The sequence below is a fragment of the Candidatus Methanoperedens sp. genome, from assembly GCA_027460525.1.
GTDB lineage: Archaea > Halobacteriota > Methanosarcinia > Methanosarcinales > Methanoperedenaceae > Methanoperedens.
The window spans coordinates 122,452-147,234 of the sequence record JAPZAS010000032.1; the positions used below are offsets into that span (position 1 = coordinate 122,452).

The window sequence follows — 24,783 nt, forward strand, 5'->3', positions numbered from 1 at the left end:
GTGATTCAGGTGAAAGAGTACGACTTGATTGTGATAGGCACAGGTTCAGGGATTAACTATGTTGAATCAATGATAAGCACGAATCCGGGAATTAAAATCGCGGTTATTGATAAAGACGAACCCGGCGGGATATGCCTGACAAGGGGATGCATCCCATCAAAACTTCTTCTTTATCCTGCAGAGCTTGTCAGGGAAATTGAAAGAGCAGGAAAATTCGGCATCGATGTACAGCTTAAAAACATCAATTTTAATTTCGTGATGGAAAGGATGAGAACACTCATCTCAAAAGAAATTAAAATGGTCAGTGAAGGATTGTCCGGCAATCCGAACATCGATTATTATCACGAGGTTGCAAAGTTCGTTGCTCCCTATACTATGAAGGTAGGAAGCGAGACAATTACCTCAAAAATGATCTTCCTCTGTACAGGTTCAATACCCATTATACCACCAATAAAAGGGCTGGAAGAAGCAGGATATCTGACAAGCGATACGGTATTGAAGATGACAGAACTTCCACCCAGCATTGTCATTATAGGCGGCGGATATATCGCTGCCGAGTACGGGCATTTCTTTTCTGCAATGGGTTCAAGGGTGACCATCATTGGAAGAAATCCACAGTTCATTCCTGAGGAAGAACCTGAGATATCAGCCTTGGCGAAGAGGGATATGTCAAGACACATGGAAATCATCACAAATCATGAGGTTGTAGAAGTGCAAAGGACAGGTAAAGGGAAGAAAAGGATAATTGCAAGGGACAAAACCAGCGGCAAGGAAATAATAGTGGCTGCGGATGAGCTTCTTGTTGCATCAGGAAGGGGACCGAATAACGATATATTGCATCCCGAAAGGGGAAAAATTAATATTGATGAAAACGGGTGGATCTCTGTGAATGAATATCTTGAAACCTCGCAGCCGAATATCTGGGCGTTCGGTGATGCAAACGGGCAGTATCTTTTCAAGCATGTTGCAAATTACGAATCTAGTATTGTTTACTCTAATGCAGTCCTGAAGAAAAGGGTCAAAATTGACTACTATGCAGTTCCCCATGCCGTTTTTTCCTATCCTGAAATAGCCAGCGTGGGAATGAACGAAAAGGACGCCATCAAAAGATATGGTGAGGAGAATGTGCTAATAGGTTTCGAGAAGTATGAAGACACAGCTAAAGGCGAGGCAATGGATGTGAAAGATTATTTTGTAAAGGTGATAGTTGAAACTGGCATGCACAGGATTCTGGGTGCGCATATAATTGGTCCACATGCCTCGATACTTATCCAGGAAATCATAAACCTCATGTACACTCCACAAGAAAGTGCAGACTCTATTATGCTTGGAATGCACATCCATCCGGCATTAAGCGAGGTTGTTAAGAACGCGTTCTATTCGCTTATGCCTCCGGCACATTACCATCATATTCTGGAGAATATGAACCTGGAACCCGAGTCTACATCCTGAAGAAGTCCTCAAGACCTCTCTGGTATAATGTATCCTTCAACACAGTGCTCTCCTTTATCCACCGCGCCTTCGGGATGACAAGCCTCGTTGAAATATACGCAAAGGCATCATCCAGAGAAGAAAAATTCCTAGCCGGTGACTTCAGCGCAGCCCTCACATTCTCCCTCACGTTCCATACTCCGACAGGCATGATGTAACCCGGATGGGCCTCCCTGAGTATCACCACGCGCGCCTGCCTTTTCTCTTTAACGAGGTATTCATTCACAGCAAACCTCGCAGCATAATAGCAGCCCCCTATCTCAGCGTACGTGGTTCTTCCTTCATAACCCTCGGAGGAAGACATTATCGCCACCTCCTTTCCGAACGGGTTCCACACGGTATTGGGATACCACGCCTCTATAAGCTCATAGCTCCAGGCGCGCGGCATCATCAGGACCACGAACCTGTTATCCAGCTGCCACGACTCAAAAACCATGTATTCGTTAATCAACGTGAAATCCTTCATCTTCTCCATCAGATGGGCGCCTATCATGCTGTCGACGGCTGTAATGCTCCACCTTGTGGGGACAAAACGGCGCGCTTTCCCTTCCCCGAATGAGCCCACGCTAAAGGCTTTCTGGATGCTCGAGATTAAAGTATCCTTCTTGTAGAGTTCAAGCACCGCATCCTTTGCCTTAAGATCGGTATCGTTATACGCCTTCTCCATCCTCTGGTCAAGCTTCGTATTTCCGAGGTCTATCTTCTTAAGAGGCGCGGTGGGGCCGAAGGGCTGGACCTCATCATCCAGTACCAGCCTTGCACTTGGCTTTTTCAAGAACTCAGCCTCCACATCTACAGGAGACTTGGAGAGTGCCATCTCCCGCGTAGCTTCTATTATGTGGTTGCTTTCAAGGTCTCTTATGTGTACAAGATGTTTTCCCCTTACCAGTTGAGAGCGGAAATCCACGATATCATCGATGCTCTTACCAATCCACATCTCGGGTGTGTCCAGAAGGGTTGTGTCCCCATGCGAGGGAGGGATTAAAGGGCCCACGGAAACGTATGGATACCCGATTCTTCCCACAAACACTCCCGGCGGGGAAGAACCATCAATGCTGAGGCTGTCCGTGAGCGATTTCACCCTAACGTTGGAATAGAATTTGACAAGGACAGGGCATCTCTGTTTGCCGCATAATAATTTCGCTCCCCGACAAAGAATGCAGAGTGCATCACTCTTGCCGCTAAATAGTGAATCCGGACCTTCCATGTTTTGATTAACAACATGCATGGATATAAAATAAATCTAAGCTCTGTGAAAGTGATTCAACAAAAGGATTATACTACCCTGAGTACTTAAGCCGATGTGATGTTCATTGAGATAGACGGCTGGATGGCAAAACTGCGTTTTTCAGCGTGCCACTTCATCCCAAACCACCCGAAATGCGGATGCCTTCACGGGCATACCTATGCTGTCAGCGTGCGGATTGAAGGCGAACAGGTCGGGGAGTTCATCATTGATTTTGAGCTGGTGAAAGGGATAGTCAATGCTATTTGCGACAGGCTTGACCATAAAGTCCTGATAGCCGAGAAAGACCCCCGCCTTCGGATTGAGAAAAAAAGTGCGGCGTCTATTGAAATCATTGAAAGTAAAAAACGATACTTGTTGCCGCTGGAAGATGTCATGTTCCTGCCCACTCTATCGGTAAGCGCTGAAGACATGTGCAAATTTTTCACCGCCGAAATGGTAAAGGCGTTGAAGTCAAGCGGTGCGGATAACATCAAAAAGCTACATGTCAGGCTGGATGAAGGGATAGGTCAGGGAGCTGGCTGTGAAATAGAAATCTAAAAATAAGTTTCAAAATGAACGCAACGTTTTTCTTTTATAGCATGCTTAAACAGGTCTAAATCTGAAATTTTCTCCAGAAGTGCAATCTATAAAGAAAATATAGACTCGGAAGATGTTAAATTAAACTAATTAAAATAGTGATAGACGGTATGTTGAGATTATCAATTTATAATGTCTTTATTATTAATAAATACAATTAAAAAATGAAAAGCTTTATATATGGGCAACATACATAATCATAATTATGATAATGCACATTATTATCTAAATGTAAATGATGAGGTGGTAAATATGGAATGCAAGCATTTAAAGATCGATTGTGTCACCCGCGTAATAGATCAGAAGTGGGAAGAAATGCGGGCGTGCGAATGCGGGGTATCCTGCTTTTATCAGGATAATCCTGAACTCACTTCTATTTCTTTAGTACCGAATGAGATTCCGGATATCTTTCGGTCACGGTACACGATGTACGAGGCATATACATAGCGTTTTTAGATTATTCCAATATTATACTATTACAGTATTGCCATAACACCTGCGGAATATCTTTTTGACCTCAAACTTAGAGCAGTTGCTACTTAAAGAAGAAGGACAGATATAATTGTGACCTGATTTGCCAAAGTTATTTTATATCATCTGCATCGTAATATGACCAAATATATCATTCATCAAAAGGAACGAATAATGGTCAGGAGAATTGAAGTCGGTTTTAAAAAAGGGATGAGGGATGCGCTGGGTGAAAGCATTAGAAAAAGGATAGTAGAAGACCTGCATATTAATGTGGATTCTGTCAGAACTGTTGAAGTCTATACCCTTGATGCAACTCTATCAAATGAGCAGGTAAAGCTTTTGGGGGAAAAACTATTCGCGGACCCTGTGATACAGGTTTTTTCTGATGAACCCCTGGCAGAGAATTTTTCATGGCTGATAGAAGTGGGCTTCAAGCCAGGTGTGACGGATAATGTCGGGACGACGGCAAAAAAAGCCTCAGAAGACATACTGAAAATCCCGTTGAGTGGAGTTTATTTTTCAAAGCAGTACCTCATCAATGGGAACATCACAAAGGAAGAGGTCAAGCGTATTGCAGGAGGGCTTCTTGCAAACAGCATGATTGAACGATGGGTAATAGCAGGCATCAAGGAATGGAATAAAGAAAAGGGTGTGCGTCTTCCTCTCCCTGTGGTGAAAGGAAAACACACACCATCGGTCTTGACACTGAACTTAGAGGCAAGTGATAATCAATTAAAAGAACTAAGCAGGCAGCGGCTTCTTGCCCTGAACCTTTCGGAGATGAAGGCAATCCAAAAATATTTTAACAAAGCCGATGTTAAAAAAGATAGAGAAGAGTTTTGTCTTTCCCTGCCCACCGATGTGGAGATTGAGGCGCTTGCCCAGACATGGTCAGAACACTGCAAACACAAGATTTTCAACTCGCAGATAACCTATACGGATGAAAAAGGTACGAAGACTATACATTCGCTTTTCAATACTTTTATAAAGCGAGCAACTAAGGAGATCAATAAACCCTGGCTTGTTTCTGTTTTTACAGACAACGCAGGCGTGATCAAATTCAACCGCGATTATAACCTTGTTATGAAGGTGGAAACACATAACACGCCTTCTGCCCTTGACCCTTACGGCGGCGCCATTACCGGTATTGTGGGCGTTAACCGCGACCCGCTTGGCACGGGTATGGGGGCAAGACTGATTTTCAATACGGATGTTTTCTGTTTTGCCTCGCCGTTCTATGATAAGGAGTTGCCGCCTCGTCTTCTCCATCCCAAGAGGATATTTGAAGGGGTGAGGCGCGGCGTGGAGCACGGCGGAAATAAGAGCGGCATCCCCACGGTGAACGGCTGCATAGTCTTTGATGACAGGTATCTCGGAAAGCCTCTGGTGTACTGTGGCACGGGGGGGATAATGCCTTCAACAATAAACGGGAAGCCATCGCATATCAAGGAAATCCACACCGGCGACCTTATAGTGATGACCGGAGGTCGAATAGGGAAAGACGGCATACACGGCGCTACTTTCTCGTCCCTTGAGTTGGATGAGGATTCCCCTGTAACAGCGGTGCAGATAGGTGACCCCATAACCCAGAAGAAGATGCTGGATTTCCTGCTTGAAGCGAGGGATAAAGGACTGTACAACGCCATCACCGATAACGGCGCAGGAGGATTATCCTCCTCCGTGGGAGAGATGGCGCAACTCTCGGGAGGCTGTCTCATAGAACTTGAAAACTGCCCATTAAAATACGCTGGTCTTGACCCCTGGGAAATACTGCTTTCGGAATCGCAGGAGAGAATGACCCTTGCTGTTTCCCCTGATAAGATTGATGAATTCTTAGAGCTTGCAAAAACAAGGGATGTTGAGGCTACTGTCATCGGTACCTTTACAGACTCTGGAAAATTCCATGCAATGTACGGCGATAAAACCGTAGCTTATCTGAATATGGATTTCCTGCACAGAGGTCTTCCAACCATGAAACTCGATGCACGCTGGGAAACCCGTAAATTCGAAGAACCCGTGCTCGGGACTGTGGAGCTGACCTCAGCCCTTAAGACCCTCCTCTCTCGCCTCAATATCTGCTCAAAGGAATACGTTATCCGGCAGTACGACCATGAAGTGCAGGGCGGTTCAGTGCTTAAGCCGCTAACAGGCGATGGACCGAGCGATGCCGCAGTTCTAAGACCACTGCTCGGCAGCATGGAAGGTGTGGTGGTGGCGAACGGCATCTGTCCCAGATACGGCGACATTGATACCTACCACATGACCGCCGCCGCCATAGATGAAGCCGTGCGCAACCATATATGCGTGGGAGGCTCGTTCGATCACTTAGCTGGGCTTGATAATTTCTGCTGGTGCGACCCTGTGAAATCAGAGAAAAATCCTGACGGCGAATTCAAACTTGCGCAGCTTGTGAGGGCGAACATGGCTTTGTACGAATACACCAAAGCCTACGGCGTGCCCTGCATCTCGGGAAAGGACAGCATGAAGAACGATTATATCATAGGCAGGAGGAAAATCTCAATCCCGCCCACGGTGCTTTTTTCGACGATAGGCAAGATAGAGGATGTCAGGAAAGCGGTGACGATGGATGCCAAGAGACCGGATGACAGGATTTACGTCCTTGGAATGACGAAGGATGAACTCGGCGCTTCTGAGTATTTCGCTTCTCTTGGTTACATTGGAAATGACGTGCCGAAAGTGGATGCTGGTTCTGCGAAGAAGCTCTATATTGCGCTTGAAAAAGCCATCCGTGAGGGCGCTGTCGCCTCGTGCCACGACTGCTCAGACGGCGGTCTTGGAGTGGCGCTGGCTGAGAGCGCGTTCTCAGGAGAACTTGGGATGACGGTCGAGCTGACAAAGGTGCCTGTGGAGAACATCAGGCGTGCTGATACGATACTGTTTTCAGAATCCCAGAGCAGATTCGTGGTGACTGTGGCGCTGGATAATGTTGAGAGGTTCGAGGCGATAATGAAAGGCAATGTGTTTGCTGATATAGGCATGGTGACACAGCAGCAGAATTTCGCGGTGATGGACGGGGAGAAGGTGGTGCTGAGCGCGGGGATAGATGAGCTTAAGGAGGCGTGGCAGAAGACGCTGCGGTGGTAAAATTTTATTATATGAACAGTTTCGAAAGTTTTATCAAGGATATGTTCTTACGTAGGTTGATTTTCTCTATTTAGAGTGTATAGTTTATGGATTCACGTACAACTATGCTTTTCAAGCGTATTCAGAGTGATGGTATCTCTTTAAAGGATATTATAAAAAAAATAAAAGAAAATGAATATTCTAAATCTAAAGGCGAAGGTTTCGCCATTAAGGAAATCGGAGAGAATATTATTTATGCAAATTACATATTTCAGTATCCTTCATTCATAAATAAGTTCGACGACGAGAGCTTAGATATTAAAAAAGAAAAAATAATAAATAAGGCAGTTATTAGCTTTTCAATAGACTTTTCACACAATCTCATAGTAGTATTTTCAAATTCCTCAAATGCACGTCGTTTATTGACGGAATTAGGCAAAATAACGGATTTTGAAATGCCCATAGAAGATGTCAATTTTTCGCCACTAAACTTGCTTCCAAAATTCAAAAAATCAAATAATATTTTGAATATCACCTCTCTAAGAATTAGAAATTTCAAGTTCAATCAAAAGCTTTCAGGAACATTCTGGGTAAGAATATTGGAACAACAAACCGCCAAAGAATTGATAGATAATTATTCTGGAGAAATTATTTACATGGGCGCATCTACTAAATTTGATGGAAGAAATGTAAGCATGGGCTTTTATGAGAATGGAAGTCTCATGATATTTGATAAGCTTAATAATCTATACGATATTATAGATGAGATTAAGAATATATTATTCTTGGAGAGCAACTAATTGCCAGAAGAACAGCCCTATAGGGGAAATAGATGGACAAAACACGCAGTAGAGCTACTTGGTAACTTGGGGTGGAATTTGAAAGGAGATACAAACATGGACATACCTTGCGCTATCCACACTGGACGCAAAGTTGGTCATGGAATTGATGCTTTTTTGACTTATTTCGATCCATATCAAAATTGTGAGATAGGAGTTATAACTGAAACCAAGTATTACGCATGGAATAATATAAATAAAGACTTTGTTCAAGAATCTGTTGATAATCTAATTCAGGCAGTTGAATGCGTTCCGCATTCTGAAGAGTTTACGCAGAAGCTAAATTTTAACCATGCAAAGGTCAATACAGGACTTTTAATGATATGGTCACATGACAAGTTCGAGAAGGGCAAATTTGAAGACTACTTGCAAGGGGTCAAAATACCACAAAAACACAATATGTCAAGAATCTATGTATTGAACAATTATGATATTTTAAAACTATATTCTATAATCGACGTTATCAATGGATTAACGAATGAGTTAAATGGAAAAGGGAAATTCGATATTTATTATCCAAGTTATCCTGAGAGTGACTCATTAAGAGGCAAGAACTTTGTTGGTCTTGAGTATTTCAATTCAAAATTCATTTTCGGAAAAATGGTAAGGATTAAGGAATTTCCAAACGGTGGTTCTATGCCTATCAATGTCACAGTCGTTCTTTATTTTGACAAATTGACTACCGCATGCTTGAAGTATATGTATTTAGCTTTAAGAAGGTTCCAGTTAACTGACGAGGAAATATGGGTCTATCATTATGAAGACCCTATAGACTATAGAGGACAAACAAGTGAATTTGAAAGGCAATATGGAGAAGGCCAGAAAAAACAGATAATTTTTAAACCTATGAACCGCTTCAAAGACGTACCTTGGAGGCTCGCGTAATGGAACTCCAAGAATTTTATCCGAATGATAGCGAGATCGATGACTTTTTCAATGAATTTATCAGTTTTGACAATGCCAGGGATTATTTTAAAAAAATGGGCATACTGTTTGCAACAAATAAACGCTCTGAAATAGCAAAATATGCATCAAGAATAGTTTTTGGCTATGAAGATTTTGAAATGATGAAATCCATTACTGCAACTAAGCAGAATTATGATAAGGTCAGCGGATTTGAAATTAAAACAAGCAAAAGCATTCAAGAACTTAAAGAAGCCTTCAATAGCGGTGAAGTGATAAAAAATCAAAATAAGTTGACTATTAGGGAGTCGATAGTAGACCCCCATACGCACAGCATCACAGTTTCATACTCTTTTGAACGAAAAACCCCAGGCAAAATGAATCTGATAAGTGCTGAGGAGAGAAAAGGTGAATTCAGAATAGAGAAGGGAGACGACGAGACAGGCAAAATAGTTGTTTTCAATCATAGCAAAAATGAAGATTATGGCGCAGTAAAAGAAATTATCACGGCGATAGGGCAGAATGAAGAAACAAAAATGGATATTGTTCCTATAACACTGGAACGATTTGATGTAAAGGGAAAAATCGACTTTATCGATAAAGTTCTTCAATATGAATATAAAAAGTGGAAACTGGAAGAAGTAGTAACTATAAGGGTTAGAAAAGGTGAAGAATCTGAGGAGGAATTGGAAGAAGCGGATAAGAAATTCTTGGAAGGGATTAATGATGCAATCCTGCATGGACACAATTTACGGACTAATCCCTTTGTTATTAAATGCGAAAAGTCAGGTTATTACTTTCCAAGTATAATACTGAAAATGGCTCACAAAACTGAGCCTTATAAAATTAGCCTTGAAGTTCAATTTAAATTCCGCCCCGATATGCCTGAAATCAATATTGTGGACTCTTTTATGGTTGAGGAAAGCGCAGAAAAATCATATGTTCTGGAGAAAGAGTTCAGAAAACAAACTCTGGATAATTTTTTCCATGATATTATTGGAATTTATAATAATGTAGCTGGAGCTGAAAAAAACATCGTTAGTTAATTAACTGCTTTACAGCCCCAGCCCTTTAATTTCCCAGGTCAAAGCTGCATCGATAGCGCCACAAATTAATACAATTGAATTTATTAAATTAAATGAATCTCTATCTCAAATGTTAATGCGAGTTCAATCGAGTTCCTGTCAATCCGAGGGTTTTGAAAGTAAACAGTTATTACATAATACGTTTATAATAATACAAACTCCGGTGAAAATTATGACAGAAAGCCTTGTGCGCGAAAGTATTGATATTCTCTCAAAATCACGATACTTTGGCAGCAAAAATAAACTGCTTGACGAAGCGGTCAGAACTTTACTGGAAGTCAAGCCTGCCCTGAAAATAGAAATCGCTCTTGAACTTTATAAAAAAGGTACTGTCTCTTTAAGCAGGGCTTCAGAAATTGCAGGCGTATCGACTCAGGGATTTAAAGAAATACTTGCAAGCAGGGGCATGGTCAGGGTTATCAAAGCCCCTTCCAGGGAAAAAATCAAAAAAGAAGTTAAACTGATATTACACGGATGAAAATGCCAGTCATCTTCGATGCAGACATTCTCAGCACATTTGCAAAAACCGACACTTTATTGTTGTTAAAAAAGCTCTTCTCAAAACACGATGTTTACATAACCCCTAAAATTTATGAAGAACTCAGCGTTCCTCTGGATTATGGTTACTCTTTTCCATTGAAAATATTTGAACAGTTCAAGATTCTATATCCAGACGAGGAAGAGCAGAAAACGTATCGTGGATTTATAAAAGCCAATCGGCGCCTTGGAAGAGGCGAACTGGAAGCAATCTCCATTTGCATGAACCGGAAATATTATTTCTCGTCAATGGATGAAGTTGCCATATCATTCGCAGAAGTCAATGATGTTACAACAATAAGTTTGCATTCAATTTTAAGATCATTCTGGGAGTCTAAGATTTTAACTAAAAAAGAAGTGCAGGAACTAATATCTGAAATTGAGCAAAAAGATAATACAAGAATCAAGGATACTCAAAGGATTCTTCAATGAGATATGAGATGTCTGTTTAACTCGTGTCTTACAAAGACTAATGCTAAGTATAAGGAGAAACACTCAGAATTAACAATAACATGACCCCGAAAGTCCTCGTCCTCACAGGCTACGGCATAAACTGCGATATGGAGCTTGCGCACGCCTTCAGGCTTGCCGGTGCGGATGCAGAGCGCGTCCATCTCACCGACCTTATCAATGGCACCCCGAAACTCTCGGATTTTAATATTGTGGCGCTCCCGGGCGGCTTCTCCTTCGGGGATGATATTGCCTCGGGCAAGGTGCTTGCCAACATGCTCAAATACAATCTGGGCGCGCAGATTCAGGAATTCATAGATGCAGGAAATCTTATTATCGGCATCTGCAATGGTTTCCAGGCAATGGTAAAGATGGGGCTTCTGCCTGCTTTTGATCGGGATTATGCCGCGCAGGAAGTCACCCTCACTTTCAATGACTCGGGAAGATTCGAGGACAGGTGGGTGCACCTTAAAGCCAATAAAAGCTCAAAGTGCCTTTTTACGAAGGGAATAAACAGCATCTACCTTCCAGTACGACACGGCGAGGGGAAGTTCGTGGCTAAAAACCCGCAGGTGCTTGCAAGATTGAAAAAAAATAACCACATTGTATTCCAGTATGTGGACAGAGAGGGAACCTCTGGCGGATATCCGTTTAATCCCAACGGCTCTGTGGATAACATCGCAGGGATATGCGACGAGACCGGGAGGGTTTTCGGGATGATGCCGCACCCGGAAGCCTTCACGCACAGGACAAACCACCCGGCATGGACAAGGGAGGAGCTGCCTGAGGAAGGGGCAGGGGTGGCGATATTCAGGAATGCTGTGGAGTATGTGAGGGAGAGGTTATAAATTCCCAGTTTTTCGTCGCAAGCTTCATTATTGATTAACACATCATTTGCTTTAGATGACTGTCTTAGATGGATACCTGGAATTTTTTGATACGGCAGAGGATCCGAATCTCCATGCGTCCAAACAAAAGGACGGCATGTTCTTTATTTTTCGTTCAATAGAGGCATGGAAAGAGGAAAAGTGCAAGGATGAGGACATCCCGGCGAAAGAACTGGTGCTCAATGAGTTCACAAGGAACAGGTTTCTTGCTCATCCATAATCTCTTTTACAATCAATTATATATATTAATAAATTCATTTCTCCATAGTAGCGAGGAAACGAATGGGCAAAGTAAAAACTGCTATTCCAGGGCTTGATGAATTAATCGAAGGAGGATACGTTGAGAACGATGTCATCATTGTGACAGGCGGTCCGGGGGCAGGCAAGACAACATTCGGGATACAGTATCTGGTGGGCGGGGCAATGAATTATAACGAGCCCGGGGTGCTTGTTGTAATGGAAGAAACCCCATCCAGGATGATCCGGGATATGTGGAGATTCGGCTGGGATATTGAGAAACTGGTAGCCCAGAAAAAAATAAAGATAATATATGCTGACCCGTTCAAGTATACAAAATTTGTAAAAACGCCAGACAGCAGTCCTCTGGGTATTGTAGCCGCAACCAAAAATGTTGGGGAAATCTTCAAGCAAATTCAAACCGAGGTTGAATCAATAAAAGCAAAACGGGTTTTCATCGATTCCATAACATCCGTTAAATTAGCCTCGGAAGAAAGAGACGTCAGGCAGATTGTGTCCGAGTTCATCAAAAACCTTGAATTTCTTGATTGTACCACCCTCATGACAAGCGAGATACAGGACACCGAACTGTTCAGTGTTGAAGAATATCTTTCATCAGGAGTTATCAGGCTGCATGTTTTCAGGGTAGGTGGAAGCAGGGTAAGGGCAATCGAAATATTAAAGATGAGAGGCGTCAAGCATGATGAAACCCTGCATCCCTACGACATTCAGGAAAAAGGTATCGTTATCCATCCCGCCGAAACCGTGATGATTGATGACGTCAACCTTTTAGAGACAGTGGGCGCGAAATAACATTTGGAGAATCAAATGCAGCTTGATTATGACGAGATAGTCCAGAAATATGAAACATATATTTTCAACACCTACACGCGCCAGCCAATAGCAATAAAAAGCGCACGTGGCGCCGTGGTGACTGACGTTGATGGAAAAGAATACATAGACTGCGTTGCCGGCATAGCTGTGAATAATGTTGGTCACTGCCATCCTTCGGTTGTAGAAGCAATAAAACGGCAGGCTGAGCAGTTAATCCATGTTTCAAACCTTTATTATACCGAACAGCAGGCGACTCTCGCCGAGGAGCTTGTCAAAATCACAGGCATGGATCGCGTCTTTTTCTGCAACTCAGGAACTGAAGCTGTCGAAGGTGCGCTGAAACTTGCCCGCAAAGCCTCGGGCAAAAAGGAATTCATTGCCACGGAGAACGCTTTCCATGGGAGGACAAGGGGGGCTCTTAGCGTCACGCACAAGGAAAAATACCGAAAACCATTTGAACCGCTTGCGCCTGCGGTATTCGTGCCGTATAACGATGCCGAGGCTGTAAGAACCGCCATCAATGAAGACACAGCAGGCGTGATACTTGAGCCCATACAGGGCGAGGGCGGAGTGATAATCCCTTCTGATGACTATCTTAGAGAAGTGCGGGAGCTGTGCGATGAAACAGGCACGTTATTGATACTGGATGAGGTGCAGACAGGCTTCGGCAGGACAGGAAAATGGTTCGCAAAAGAGCATTCTGGCATCAAACCCGATATCATGACAACAGCTAAAGCCATGGGCGGAGGTTTTCCCATGGGAGCGATGCTGGCACGCGAAGATGTGGCATCAAATTTCGGGCGTGGCGACCATGCCTCCACCTTCGGCGGCACCCCGCTTGCATGTGCGGCTGCACTTGCAAATATAGATGTCATCAGGAAAGAAAAGCTTGTGAAGAGGTCAGAAGAACTGGGGAATTACCTCATCAAAAAACTGGAAAGCCAGAACAAGGATTATGTCAAGGAGATACGCGGCAAAGGATTAATGGTGGGTGTGGAGCTCACAATAAAGTGCGATGAGATTGTAAACAAAGCAAGGGAGAGAGGCGTTCTTCTCAACTGCACATCGGAATCGGTGCTGCGTTTTGTTCCTCCTCTCACCATCACAAAGGAACAATTAAATATTGCAGTATCGGTGCTGAATGAGATTTGAAAGGCTTCTGCGCCCCTCGGTGAAAGATATTAACGAGTATGTTGCCGGAAAATCCATCGAGGAGATAGCAAAAAAATACGGGCATTCTCCTGAGAAGATAATAAAACTCGGCTCAAACGAAAACCCTCTTGGAGCTTCACCTCTTGCGGTAGCGGCTATTCAAGAAAATGCCGGAAAAGTCAACATATACCCGCCGAAGGATGCCTTTGAATTAAGATATGCGCTCTCTCTCTACACGGATTATCCTGTAGATAATATCGTGGTCTCGGGGAACGGCATGGACGGGATACTCGATACTGTGATGAGGCTTTTCATGCCGCCCGGGGCAGAGGCGGTAATACCAATACCCACTTTTTCCTATTATGAAATCGCAACACTTGCAAACGGGGGGAAACCTGCGTTTACAACAAGGGGAAAGGATTTTGAGATAACAGCAGGAAATATTCTTAGTAAAGTAAATAGCAACACAACGATGATATTTCTCTGCTCACCCAACAATCCTTCAGGAAACGCCCTGCCCGAAGAGGATGCAAGAGAGATTCTGGAATCGGTTAATGCCATTGTATTCATAGATGAAGCGTATGCTGATTTCTCAGAGAACAACCTCACGGGACTTGTGAGAGAATACGATAATCTTATAGTGGGGCGAACTTTCTCAAAAGCATTCGGGCTTGCCGGGATGCGCATGGGTTATGCGCTCGTACCCGGATGGCTCTGCAGGGAATATATGAAAGTCATGACGCCGTTCTCTGTGGATGTTTTGTCACTGGCTGCCGGCATAGCGGCTTTGAATGATACGGAACACCTGAGGAAAACCATTGAAACCGTGAAGAAGGGGCGCCTCCAGCTTTCTCGAGGACTTGAATCCCTCTGCAAGGTTTATCCCTCAGAGGCGAATTTTATCCTTATAGACGTGTCGTCCAGCACTGCAAAGGAGGTTTCTGAATCTTTGCTGAAGAAGGGTATAATCGTTCGCGACTGCACTTCGTTTCGGGGGGCAGGGCAATCCCTTATCAGGATAACCGTGGGTACGAAGGAGCAGAACGCAAGGGTCATTGATGCCCTCTGCAAAATTTTATGATTATGTTTAATAAACTCTGCGCTCTTTGCGTCTTTGCGGTGTTTGCTTTTATTCACCGCAGAGGCGCAGAGGTCGCAAAGCGGGGTGTAGGTTTATGATTATCGCTCTCTCGGGTACTCCTGGCACCGGAAAAACCACGGTTTGCGGCATCATAAGCGAGCATTCGCAGTACAGGAAGCAGTACAGTATTATCGACCTGAACAAACTTGTTCTCAATGAAAAGCTTTACTCGGGGAAGGATGAGGTGCGGGACACATACATTGCGGATATGGATAAACTGGAGGAGCGGGTGAAACAGATAATCAGCCGGACTCCAGGCATGGATGTCATCATGGAAGGACATCTTTCTCACCTCCTGCCTGCCGATGCCATAATCGTGCTCAGGGCGCATCCAGTGGCTCTGAGGAAGCGGCTTGGAAAAAGAAAGGACTATTCGTTTGCGAAGGTGAAGGAAAATGCCGACGCTGAGGCGCTGGATGTCATACTTGTGGAATCATCGGAAAGACAGGACAAGGTCTTTGAGATAAATACCACGGATATGAATCCTCTTGCGGTTGTTAAATCCGTTGTTTCGATTATAGAATCCTTGAAGCAGGGGAAAATTCCCGAGGAGTTTTTACCTGGAAAGATTAACTGGATAGAACAGGTTAGTTAAGTCACCACGTTTCCATGTGAACCACCCTGTCCAGACCCATCCTGGGCGGCGCAGCGGGTGCTTCATCCGCATATCCCACTGGTATTATAGCCACTGGTCTTGTTTTATGGGGAATACCGAGCATCTCGCTTACCGCGTTTTCATCGAAGGCGCCGACCCAGCATGTCGCCAGCCCCATGGAATGCGCTGCAAGAAGCATGTTCTCCACGCCCGCTGTGGCATCCTGAATCCCATAAAGCTCTCCCCTTGATCTATATATGCGGGATGACCGCTCGATATTCGCGACGACCACGATCACAACAGGCGCCTGCTCGATGAACGACTGCCCGAGGGCAGCTTCTTTTAACTTCTGTTTTGATATTTTATTGGACACGACTATGAAATCCCGCGCCTGAAGGTTTCCGGCTGACGGTGCCATCTGGGCTGCTTTCAGAAGTTCTTCGATTATCTCCTTTCCAACCGCGCGGTCTTTGAATTTTCTGACAGACCGCCTCCCGTTAATAGCTTCCATGCAATCCATACACAAACCACCAATGGTAATTGTTATTGATAGTATTTAAACTCAGGCAAGTTTTGTCTGCTGGAATCTTGCCTTTAAGCCATCAAGGTCGATTAACTCGTTTATGATATCTATAAGAACCTCATTCCCCTTTACCAGAACCTCGCTGCCATCGCTTATCTCAAATGCAGGGTCGTCGTAAGGTATTTTGACGCGGGTAACCGATGCTCTGTAATCCTTGACGCGGGGGTCCTTTGATTCCTTCACAGCACCGCTTTTCCGTGCTTCAATTCCCAGAAGCCCGAGTTCGTATTTGAAACATGGTCTGTGGAACAGCGAGGAAAGTATAAAAACTGCAATTTCCAGCCTCTCAGAAATATCAATCCCTTTCAGATGCTCTTTTACGATGCTATATATATCCCGCTTCACATTCATTTTGAGCGTATAGACCTTTGAGGGCGGGATATCCGTCTCCTCGACATGACCCATGTCATACAGTGCGCGGAGGTATCCAGTGAGTATCAATCTGTGATGGTCGTGTCCGTTTTTTTTCAATTCCCTCGCTATGCTGCTTATGGACATCTGCCTGCTCGCAAGTATTCCTGTGAGGGTATCGTAGAACTCAGACATCGGTATAAGATTTGGTAATAGACCTGATAAAGGTTTTGATACATGCCCAAAGCGCAAAGTGCAGCAATATCTTTATATAACATAAACCCTACATCTGTTTCCCCTCAAATTTATGAAAAAAGAAGCGCTCCTAGCGGAATCCAGAGACCCTGCTTTTCGAGACCTTATTTTAAAAACACCTGTAGGTGAGAAAATTCCAACTTGCATGCAGTGCGGCATCTGTGCCGGCTCATGCCCGGTAAGCCATGAGATGGACTACACGCCACGTGAGCTTGTGCGGATGGTACAGCTCGGTCTTAAACAGGAAGTGCTGAACAGCAACACTATCTGGATATGCACCACCTGCTTTTCATGCTCTGTGCGCTGTCCCAGGGGAATTCGCCCGACTGAACTCATAGAGGCGCTCCGACCCATCGCCATAGCGGAAGGGGTAAAGAACAAAAATGCCAGATTCGATAGCATCTTTTCAGGCGTGGTAGGGAAAAACGGGAGAGCTTCGGAATTTCTGTTGATCTCAAAATACAGCCTCAAAGAGCCGGAAATGATTAAACAGGTTCCCTTCGGGCTCAGTCTTTTCGCAAAAGGAAAACTCCCGCTGTCTATCGATAAGATGGAAGATACGCAAGAGTTAAAAGCGATTTTTAAAATGGCAGGGAAAAAGCAGGAAGGCGAATCAAAAGAAAAAGAGAAGACTCAAGAAATACCCCAACCGCAAGAGGGAGCTGAAAAATGAAGTATTCCTATTACCCGGGGTGCGCGCAGCACGGAACCGCTGTGGATTACCGCATGTCAGTGGATGCTGTATTTCGCCGCCTCGGCATCGAGCTTGAGGAGATCAAGAACTGGAACTGTTGCGGCGCCCTCCATGTTCCTGACAGAACCACAAGAGTTGCCCTGTCTGCAAGAACTCTTGCCTCAGCAAAAGGTCTTGACATGGCAACGCCGTGCAACCTCTGCTATTCAAACCTGATGCGCACCCGGTCCGCACTTGAAGAGAGCACTCTTAAAAACAGGATTAATGAAGCCCTTACTGTCAAATACGACGGCAATACAAAACCAAAACACCTTCTTGAAGTGATAGTAAAAGATTTCGGACTTGCGAAACTGGCTGAACAGGTCAAAATCCCATTAAAGATTAAAGCTGTGCCTTATTACGGCTGCCTGCTCACGCGACCTGAGAACAAGTTCGACAGCCCGGAGAACCCAAAGTCGCTGGATAACCTTATCGCAAGCATCGGAGCGGAACCGGTTAAGTATTATTATAAGACAAAATGCTGCGGCGGTCCTGTACTGCTTACCAACGAGGAATTGGCTCTTAGCCTTGCAAAGGATATACTCGTGATGGCAAAGGAGTCGGGCGCAGACTGCATCGTGGTGACATGCCCAATGTGCCATCTCCAACTGGATGCCAAGCAGAAAGCTGTGGAATCAAAATATAATATAAAGCTTGAGATGCCTGTTATTTATTTCACGCAGCTCATCGGGCTTGCCATGGGTTTTCCGGCGAGCGAACTCGGGCTGGATAAGCACCTCGTTCCTGCTGATAAATTGATAGCTAAGATAGGGAAGTAATATGCCTGAAAACGAACAGCCTCAGAACGAATCCCCCAAAAACGAATCTAAAATAGGCGTGTACCTGTGCAGGTGCGGCGGGAACATAAGCGATGTGGTTGACCTGCAGGCAGTTGCGGACTCCCTGAAGGAGAATAAAGACGTAGTTGTGAATATCCAGGATTACCTGTGCAGCAGCCAGGGACAGGAAAAAATCAAAAACGATATAGAGAAGGGAAAAGTGAGCCGCATCGTAATCGGTTCATGCTCGCCCAAGCTGCATCTTGAAACCTTCAGGGGCATGGCAAAAAAGGCAGGGCTTAACCCAAACCTGCTTGAGATCACGAATATAAGGGAACAAGCCAGCTGGGTGCATAGTCCAGCCGAAGTGCTGGACACGCCCTCCAGAGGCGTGACTCTGGTACACGAGAAAGCCAGCATAGACTCAAAGGTCAAAGGATTAATAAAAGGCGCAGTCGCCCGCATGGGCTCCATAGAGCCACTCGTACCTCTTGAAAAAAAACTGGTTGACAGGACTCTTGTAATAGGAGGCGGGATAGCAGGGATAACCACAGCCCTTGAACTGGCAGATGCCCATGAAGTTATACTTATCGAAAAGCTGCCGTACATCGGCGGGCATATGATTGGCTTATCCAAGACCTTCCCCACGCTGGACTGCTCACAGTGCATACTCACGCCGAAAATGGTGGCTATCCACAATCATCCCGGTATCACCATGTTTACGCAGACCGAGGTAGCGGATGTGCACGGCAGCCCCGGGGATTATTCCATCACACTAAAACACAGCCCGCGTTATGTGGATATAGATAAATGCATAAACTGCGGGGCATGTGCAAGAAAATGCCCAAGTGGGGCGATATTCCTGCCTTTTGCCCAGGCTGTTCCGCAGGCATACATGATCGATATGTCAAAATGCAAGCGCTGTGAAGCCTGCGTGAAAGTTTGCCCCCGGGATGCCATAAACCTCGATGAAAAAGAAAAGACGAGTACAATATCAGCAGGGGCTGTTGCAATCGCCACGGGATTTGAACCCATCGACCCGTCCTTCATCGAAGAGTACAACTATCCTTCTCCCAACATCCTGACAGCGGTGGAATTTGAGGAAATGCTCTCAGCCAGGAGCAAAACAGGGATGAGGCTGCAGAAAGCAGACGGTTCGTTCCCGAATAAAGTTGCATTCGTGCTGTGCGCCGGAAGCCGTGATTTCACAGGCAGAGGAAGAAAGCACTGCTCCAAGGTGTGCTGCATCTACTCGCAGAAACAGGCACAGCTCGTCAAGAAGATGAAAGGCGATGCCGAGGCGTGGATATTTTACATCGACATGAGGTCTGCGGGCAGGAGATTTGAGGAGTTTTACCATCACACGCAGGAAAAGGGTGTCAATTACGTGCGCGGAAAAGTGGCGGAAATAATACCAAGGCAGGACGGGAGTGTCATGGTGCAGTACGAGGACACAAACCTTAGCAGGAAGGGACGCGAGTTGTTCGACATGGTCGTGCTTTGCCCTGCGCTTATCCCATCTGCCGGGACAAAGGAGCTTGCTGATAAGCTTGGCGTTCCCCTCGGCGATGACGGTTTCATCGAAGAAAAACACGTCAAGCTTGACCCTGTAAATACCCTGAACCAGGCTGTATTTGCTGCAGGTTGCGTTCTCGGTCCGAAGGACATACACGATTCCGTGACAGAAGGCTTGGGTGCCGCGCACAAGGTCTCCCAGTTTCTCGGAAAAGGCATGATACTGATTCCTCCTGAAAAACCCATGATACTGGAGTGCAACGGATGTGGGGACTGCGTGAGCGCCTGTCCTTATAATGCGCTTAGCCTTGACGGAGGAAAAGCGGTTCTTTCGCCGCTGGCATGCACAGGCTGCGGTATCTGCGTACCTGCCTGCCCGATAAAAGGAATCGAGATAAGGAATTTCACGCGCAACCAGTTAAAAGCACAGCTCAAGGCGATATTAAGTGAAGGTGCTGGTGTGATTGTGTTCATTGATCCCTTTGCCTATGCTGCGGCTGATATTGCCGGGGTTAACCGAAAGCAGTACTCTTCTCTTGTCAGGTTTGTAAGCGTGCCTTCCATCCATATACTGGATGCCGATGTGGTTAATGCCGCTTTTGAGAACGGAGCGACAGGCGTCCTGCTTGTGGAAGGTACGACTGATGAAAAACTCACATTGCGATCGGATGAGTTGTACAAGAAGCTTAAAAAAGAAACGAGAAAGCACAAAAAGCCGCTTCGTTATTCGCATATAGAGACTGCACAGTACGAAAAGCTTACCGACCTCCTGAATGTGTTTGCCCTGCAGGCTGAAACGAAGGCGCAGAAGCGAAGTAAGTTTGATGAATCCGTCAAAAAAGAACAGATAACATCGGATTCATCAAAAAAAGAAGAAGGTGCGGAAACCCAGGAAGAATGAAATTTATAATAGATTCGTTATTCATTCCGCAAGTACAAGATACCATATCATTCCTTCCCGCCAATCCTTTCAATCGCCAGAGCCCCCAGTCGGGCAATGGTATCAAATACAACCTTATTCTCGGGGGTAAGAATCTGCAGAGGAGCGTCGAAATGAAATCCCACAACACCCTTTACGATATCTGTCGTTTTCATAGGAAGATAGTACGCCCATGCTTCGGGGAGCGTATCCGTACCCATGCCGGCAGGTTCGCCATTGAGCCAGACCCAGGTTGCTATACCAAGTTCTTTCGGGTTTATCTGGAATCCGTCTGTAGAAGCCCTGACCGAAATTTGTCCATTTTCAGGAAGGAAAATAGCCATATCGCATGGGAAAATTTGTCTTGTATGACGAATCATCAGGTGCAAAACCTGATCAATGCTCTGGGCAGTGACAAGGTCCTGGCTCAATTCATATAAAGTTGTATTTCTGGACTCGCTCTGTTGAAGCTGGTGCACCTTGTATTGAAGCTTGGATGCAAGATTGCTAATTACAAAGGCAAACGCAATGAACATGAGATAAGATAAAAAATATCTTACATCAGAAACCGCAAAGCTGAAATACGGTGGAATAAAGAAATAATCAAAAATGAGAACGCTTAAGACTGCTGCAAAGATAGACGGACCTCGCCCTATGAAAATAGCGATGATCACAACGGGTAGAAGCATTAAAAATAGTAAGTTAATCTGACCAAGAATATCTCGAAAAAGAAAACCGAATAAAGAACCAAGAATAACAGCAAGTGCGCTTATGACAAAATTTAGCGGGCTGACTATACCTATTTTTTTCTTAGGTATAGGTTGTTCGCTCTTGCCGGCAAAAAGGAAAACATCGATATCTCTTGTGCGTACCAGGATCTTCCGGGCAAGAGTTGGAAACAATCCAAAACGCCTGGGTTTGCCCATTACGATCTTTGTCACATTATGGCTCTGTGCATAGCGGGCTATTTCTTCAGCAACATCATCCCCTTTGACCCAAACGACACGTGCACCCAGCTTTTCAGCGAGATCCAGGGCATTTTTGAGCCATTCCCGTTCTTTATCTGAAACTTGCGCATGTTTGGCGGTTTCTACATAGAGCGCAACACATTCCGCATTCATATCAGAGGCTATGCGAAAGGCTGAGCGGACCAGTTGCTCAGCATAAGGGCTGGCTAATACTCCTACCAGGACACGCTCCGTAGCAGACCAGGGCCCGCCGATTGCATGGGCTCTCATGTACTGAAGCATTTTTTCATCTACGTTACCTGCCACAAGCCGCAGCGACATTTCACGCAGTGCAAGTAAATTCCCAGGCTTAAAGAAACGCTTCACAGCATTTTCTGCCATATCCTTTGCGTAAACCTTTCCTTCTTTCAATCTTTTGAGCAGCTCCTCAAAAGGAAGATCTACAAGCTTGATCTCATCAGCTAACTGGAAAAAAGTGTCCGGGATGGTTTCACTGACACGAACTCCTGTTATACGGAAAACGATATCATTTAAACTTTCCAGATGCTGCACGTTCAGGGTTGAATATACATCAATTCCTGCGTTCAGAAGCTCCTCTACGTCCTGATAGCGCTTAACATGGCGGGAATTAGTGGCATTCGTATGGGCTAATTCATCAACAAGGACGATTTTGGGCACGCGAGCCAGGACACCATCCAAATCCATCTCCGCAAGCTGTACGCCTTTATATTCAGAAACAATGAGGGGAATGGTTTCCAGACCCTCCAGGAGTATTTCGGTCTCTGCCCTGCCGTGTGTTTCAACGTACCCAACAACAACATCTATTCCTTCCTGTTTACGCATTCTGGCATCAGAGAGCATGGAATAGGTTTTCCCGACACCGGGTGCGGCGCCAAAATAGATGGTCAACTTTCCACGTTTTTTGGCTGCTTCTTCCTGTTTGGCAATTGCCAGAAGAGATTCTGGTTCCGGTCTTCTTTCTTCTGTATCTGTCATTAAAATCTACTTCATATTATCCAGAGCAAGATTCAATTCCAAGACATTAATACGTTGCTCTCCTAAAAATCCCAACTGCCTTTCCCTCAACGTGTTCAAGCCCAATCGCCCCGTCATTCTAAAGGCTTTCACACCTGCTTAGCCATCAAAAACTCAACAAAGTCCGGTTAAGAATTAAACTGTTTTCAAAATTTAAAAAGATTGTATTGCCGAAGATGCACAGTCAAAAACATTATGTAATCAACCCATAGAATCATAAATCGCATAACTATATCACACCATAGAATTATTAAGCCAGATAATGTCGCTGTTTGATGCTAAGTTTTATGACTTTAATATCCATCCCGACCCTTCACATTCAATCACCCAGCTGGCGCTTGAGGCAAAAAGGTACGGATACTCAGGAATCGCTATCATCAACTCAGGGGTAACAAGCAACGAGGTTTTACCTCCGAATTTTTCGATTTACATCGGGGTTGAGATCACAGGCAGACCTTCAAGAATCAGGGAAGAAATAAAAAAACACAAGACCGGGATACTGACAGTATTGGGCGGAAATGAGGAACTGAACCGTGCCGCAGTGGAAACAGAAGGGCTTGACATTCTTTTACAGCCGGAAGAGTTCAACAACGTGCTCGCAAAAGCAGCAGGTGATAACTCAATTGCCATCGGTTTTAACCTTGGCTCACTCACACATCGCAGGGGGGAGGCGCGCGTGCGTGAATTGATGCTCATGAGGACAAACCTCCGCCATGCACGGAAGTATCACCTTTCCATGGTTCTCACATGCAGTGCCCATTCCATTTACGACCTTCGCTCACCGAGAGAGAAGGCTGCGCTTGCTGGCTTGTTCGGGATGACACAAAAAGAAGCAGTCATGGCTATGAGCGCAACCCCTCGTGGGATTCTGAGGAGAAAATCTTCTGATTATATACAGGAGGGAATTGAAATAGTATGAAAACCCTCCCAACCCTGCGCGATAAGAAACGGTACATTGCCTTTGAGGCTGCATGCGAGCACACAATAACCAGGCAGGAATTAATTAGCGAAATTTTAAACTCAACATGCTCATTATACGGCGATGCTGGATGCAGCGAGATCAATCCCATGCTTATGTCTTTTGATGGGAGATATGGAATTGTTCGATGCACCCGGGAAAAAACCACTCAAGTGAGGGCATCGCTTGCCTGCATAAATAATACTAAAAGTATACGAGTTTCCATTCTGGTGCTGGGGATATCCGGAACCATCAAAGGAGCGATGGAAAAGTTTATACAAAAGACACTCATTAAAGAGTTAGAACCGAAGAAAGAATAAAAAAAGAAACAATTCCATATCCATAGGAATTACGGTTTTTCACACGGAGATGATATAAATGCAAATGGCACCACAGATGGGATACGACAGGGCTATAACAGTGTTCAGCCCCGATGGAAGGTTATTTCAGGTAGAATACGCGCGGGAAGCGGTAAAGCGCGGAACAACAGCAGTAGGGGTGAAAGCAGTGGATGGAGTGGCTTTACTGGTGGACAAGAGGATTACGAGCAAACTTTTGGAAGCGGAATCCATAGAAAAAATATTCCAGATTGATGATCATATCGGGGCAGCCACATCAGGGCTTGTGGCGGACGCCAGGGTGCTCATAGACCGCGCCCGCGTGGAATCCCAGATCAACAAAGTTACGTATGATGAACCTATCGACGTCGAGACGCTTTCCAAAAAAATCTGCGACTTTAAACAATCATATACGCAATACGGCGGAGTAAGACCCTTTGGGACAGCTCTTCTTATCGCCGGCGTTGATGACAGCAAAGCCCGGCTTTTTGAGACAGACCCCAGCGGCGCCTTACTGGAATACAAAGCCACAGGCATCGGTTCTGGAAGGACTGAAGCGATGGAAGTCTTCGAGAAGAAATATACCAACGATATTAAATTAGAGGGGGCTATTATTCTTGGGCTCGATGCCCTTTACAGCACTGCCGAAGGGATATTCAATGCTTCGACTATTGAAGTGGGAATAATCGAGCTCTCAACCAGAAAATTCAGAAAGCTCGCTCCTTCCGAAGTGGAGAAATACGTGGAGCAGGTCGTGAAGTCGCATGCTTCTGAAGCCAAGGGAAAGGAAAAGAAAAAGAAAACTGAAGAGTGAGCTG

Annotated in this window: 25 protein-coding genes; 21 read left to right on the forward strand and 4 right to left on the reverse strand. The window is 45.0% G+C overall.

Annotated features, from left to right (window positions below):
- Positions 1 to 9: 9 nt before the first annotated feature.
- A complete protein-coding gene (locus O8C68_11640) occupies positions 10 to 1,452 on the forward strand; it encodes a dihydrolipoyl dehydrogenase (GenBank protein MCZ7396442.1) in 1,443 nt (480 codons plus the stop codon).
- Here the strand turns inward: O8C68_11640 and O8C68_11645 are convergent.
- Entirely contained in the window at positions 1,442 to 2,698 is a 1,257-nt protein-coding gene (locus O8C68_11645; protein MCZ7396443.1) for an Nre family DNA repair protein, read from the reverse strand. The genes O8C68_11640 and O8C68_11645 overlap by 11 nt on opposite strands.
- A gap of 99 nt (positions 2,699 to 2,797) precedes the next feature.
- Between O8C68_11645 and O8C68_11650 the strand changes: the two genes are divergently transcribed.
- The 14 genes from O8C68_11650 (at position 2,798) to O8C68_11715 (ending at position 15,531) form a co-directional block, all read left to right on the forward strand.
- Complete coding sequence (locus tag O8C68_11650; protein ID MCZ7396444.1) at positions 2,798 to 3,277, forward strand: 6-pyruvoyl tetrahydropterin synthase family protein; 480 nt, start codon at positions 2,798 to 2,800, stop codon at positions 3,275 to 3,277.
- A 291-nt stretch (positions 3,278 to 3,568) separates the two neighbouring features.
- A complete protein-coding gene (locus O8C68_11655; protein ID MCZ7396445.1) occupies positions 3,569 to 3,763 on the forward strand; it encodes a hypothetical protein in 195 nt (64 codons plus the stop codon).
- 162 nt (positions 3,764 to 3,925) lie between these two features.
- Complete coding sequence (purL, locus tag O8C68_11660) at positions 3,926 to 6,892, forward strand: phosphoribosylformylglycinamidine synthase subunit PurL (protein ID MCZ7396446.1); 2,967 nt, start codon at positions 3,926 to 3,928, stop codon at positions 6,890 to 6,892.
- Between the two features lie 86 nt (positions 6,893 to 6,978).
- Positions 6,979 to 7,671: a hypothetical protein gene (locus O8C68_11665; protein MCZ7396447.1), complete on the forward strand. Its 693-nt coding sequence runs from the start codon at positions 6,979 to 6,981 to the stop codon at positions 7,669 to 7,671.
- On the forward strand, positions 7,672 to 8,595 hold the full coding sequence (locus O8C68_11670; protein ID MCZ7396448.1) for a hypothetical protein: 924 nt from the start codon (positions 7,672 to 7,674) through the stop codon (positions 8,593 to 8,595).
- Positions 8,595 to 9,659, forward strand: a complete 1,065-nt coding sequence (locus tag O8C68_11675; protein ID MCZ7396449.1) for a hypothetical protein — start codon at positions 8,595 to 8,597, stop codon at positions 9,657 to 9,659. The genes O8C68_11670 and O8C68_11675 overlap by 1 nt, the downstream gene beginning before the upstream one ends.
- A 211-nt stretch (positions 9,660 to 9,870) precedes the next feature.
- Positions 9,871 to 10,176, forward strand: a complete 306-nt coding sequence (locus tag O8C68_11680) for a UPF0175 family protein (protein MCZ7396450.1) — start codon at positions 9,871 to 9,873, stop codon at positions 10,174 to 10,176.
- Positions 10,173 to 10,667 carry a hypothetical protein gene (locus O8C68_11685; GenBank protein ID MCZ7396451.1) on the forward strand — a complete coding sequence of 165 codons (495 nt, stop codon included), beginning with the start codon at positions 10,173 to 10,175 and terminating at the stop codon, positions 10,665 to 10,667. Before O8C68_11680 ends, O8C68_11685 begins: the two co-directional genes overlap by 4 nt.
- Positions 10,668 to 10,747: 80 nt before the next feature.
- Positions 10,748 to 11,533 carry a phosphoribosylformylglycinamidine synthase I gene (gene purQ / locus O8C68_11690; protein ID MCZ7396452.1) on the forward strand — a complete coding sequence of 262 codons (786 nt, stop codon included), beginning with the start codon at positions 10,748 to 10,750 and terminating at the stop codon, positions 11,531 to 11,533.
- A gap of 55 nt (positions 11,534 to 11,588) precedes the next feature.
- On the forward strand, positions 11,589 to 11,792 hold the full coding sequence (locus O8C68_11695) for a hypothetical protein (protein MCZ7396453.1): 204 nt from the start codon (positions 11,589 to 11,591) through the stop codon (positions 11,790 to 11,792).
- Between the two features lie 62 nt (positions 11,793 to 11,854).
- Positions 11,855 to 12,622, forward strand: coding sequence for an AAA family ATPase (locus tag O8C68_11700; GenBank protein MCZ7396454.1), 768 nt, complete (start codon positions 11,855 to 11,857; stop codon positions 12,620 to 12,622).
- Positions 12,623 to 12,637: 15 nt separating this feature from the next.
- Positions 12,638 to 13,795, forward strand: coding sequence for an acetylornithine transaminase (locus O8C68_11705; GenBank protein ID MCZ7396455.1), 1,158 nt, complete (start codon positions 12,638 to 12,640; stop codon positions 13,793 to 13,795).
- The gene (hisC, locus tag O8C68_11710; GenBank protein MCZ7396456.1) at positions 13,785 to 14,876 is read left to right on the forward strand and encodes a histidinol-phosphate transaminase; all 1,092 of its coding nucleotides are present in this window, start codon (positions 13,785 to 13,787) and stop codon (positions 14,874 to 14,876) included. Before O8C68_11705 ends, hisC begins: the two co-directional genes overlap by 11 nt.
- A 94-nt stretch (positions 14,877 to 14,970) precedes the next feature.
- Positions 14,971 to 15,531 carry an adenylate kinase family protein gene (locus tag O8C68_11715; protein ID MCZ7396457.1) on the forward strand — a complete coding sequence of 187 codons (561 nt, stop codon included), beginning with the start codon at positions 14,971 to 14,973 and terminating at the stop codon, positions 15,529 to 15,531.
- A 1-nt stretch (position 15,532) separates the two neighbouring features.
- Here the strand turns inward: O8C68_11715 and O8C68_11720 are convergent, their stop codons facing one another.
- Together O8C68_11720 and O8C68_11725 are read right to left on the reverse strand one after the other, a co-directional pair.
- Entirely contained in the window at positions 15,533 to 16,051 is a 519-nt protein-coding gene (locus tag O8C68_11720; GenBank protein MCZ7396458.1) for a nitroreductase family protein, read from the reverse strand.
- Between the two features lie 42 nt (positions 16,052 to 16,093).
- Positions 16,094 to 16,660: a hypothetical protein gene (locus O8C68_11725; GenBank protein ID MCZ7396459.1), complete on the reverse strand. Its 567-nt coding sequence runs from the start codon at positions 16,658 to 16,660 to the stop codon at positions 16,094 to 16,096.
- A 112-nt stretch (positions 16,661 to 16,772) separates the two neighbouring features.
- On the opposite strand from O8C68_11725, the gene O8C68_11730 reads away from it, so the two are divergent.
- From O8C68_11730 to O8C68_11740, 3 genes are read left to right on the forward strand one after another with little or no spacing between them, the layout of a single operon-like run.
- Positions 16,773 to 17,393, forward strand: coding sequence for a 4Fe-4S dicluster domain-containing protein (locus O8C68_11730; GenBank protein MCZ7396460.1), 621 nt, complete (start codon positions 16,773 to 16,775; stop codon positions 17,391 to 17,393).
- Positions 17,390 to 18,232: a CoB--CoM heterodisulfide reductase iron-sulfur subunit B family protein gene (locus O8C68_11735; GenBank protein ID MCZ7396461.1), complete on the forward strand. Its 843-nt coding sequence runs from the start codon at positions 17,390 to 17,392 to the stop codon at positions 18,230 to 18,232. The genes O8C68_11730 and O8C68_11735 overlap by 4 nt, the downstream gene beginning before the upstream one ends.
- 1 nt (position 18,233) lies before the next feature.
- The gene (locus O8C68_11740; GenBank protein MCZ7396462.1) at positions 18,234 to 20,648 is read left to right on the forward strand and encodes a 4Fe-4S binding protein; all 2,415 of its coding nucleotides are present in this window, start codon (positions 18,234 to 18,236) and stop codon (positions 20,646 to 20,648) included.
- Positions 20,649 to 20,695: 47 nt separating this feature from the next.
- On the opposite strand, the gene O8C68_11745 is transcribed toward O8C68_11740, so the two are convergent.
- Entirely contained in the window at positions 20,696 to 22,630 is a 1,935-nt protein-coding gene (locus tag O8C68_11745) for a DUF4118 domain-containing protein (GenBank protein ID MCZ7396463.1), read from the reverse strand.
- A 301-nt stretch (positions 22,631 to 22,931) separates the two neighbouring features.
- Between O8C68_11745 and O8C68_11750 the strand changes: the two genes are divergently transcribed.
- From O8C68_11750 to psmA, 3 genes are read left to right on the forward strand one after another with little or no spacing between them, the layout of a single operon-like run.
- On the forward strand, positions 22,932 to 23,588 hold the full coding sequence (locus O8C68_11750) for a ribonuclease P protein component 3 (GenBank protein ID MCZ7396464.1): 657 nt from the start codon (positions 22,932 to 22,934) through the stop codon (positions 23,586 to 23,588).
- Entirely contained in the window at positions 23,585 to 23,947 is a 363-nt protein-coding gene (locus O8C68_11755; protein MCZ7396465.1) for a ribonuclease P, read from the forward strand. Before O8C68_11750 ends, O8C68_11755 begins: the two co-directional genes overlap by 4 nt.
- 58 nt (positions 23,948 to 24,005) lie before the next feature.
- Positions 24,006 to 24,779, forward strand: a complete 774-nt coding sequence (gene psmA / locus O8C68_11760) for an archaeal proteasome endopeptidase complex subunit alpha (GenBank protein MCZ7396466.1) — start codon at positions 24,006 to 24,008, stop codon at positions 24,777 to 24,779.
- The last annotated feature ends 4 nt before the right edge of the window (positions 24,780 to 24,783 follow it).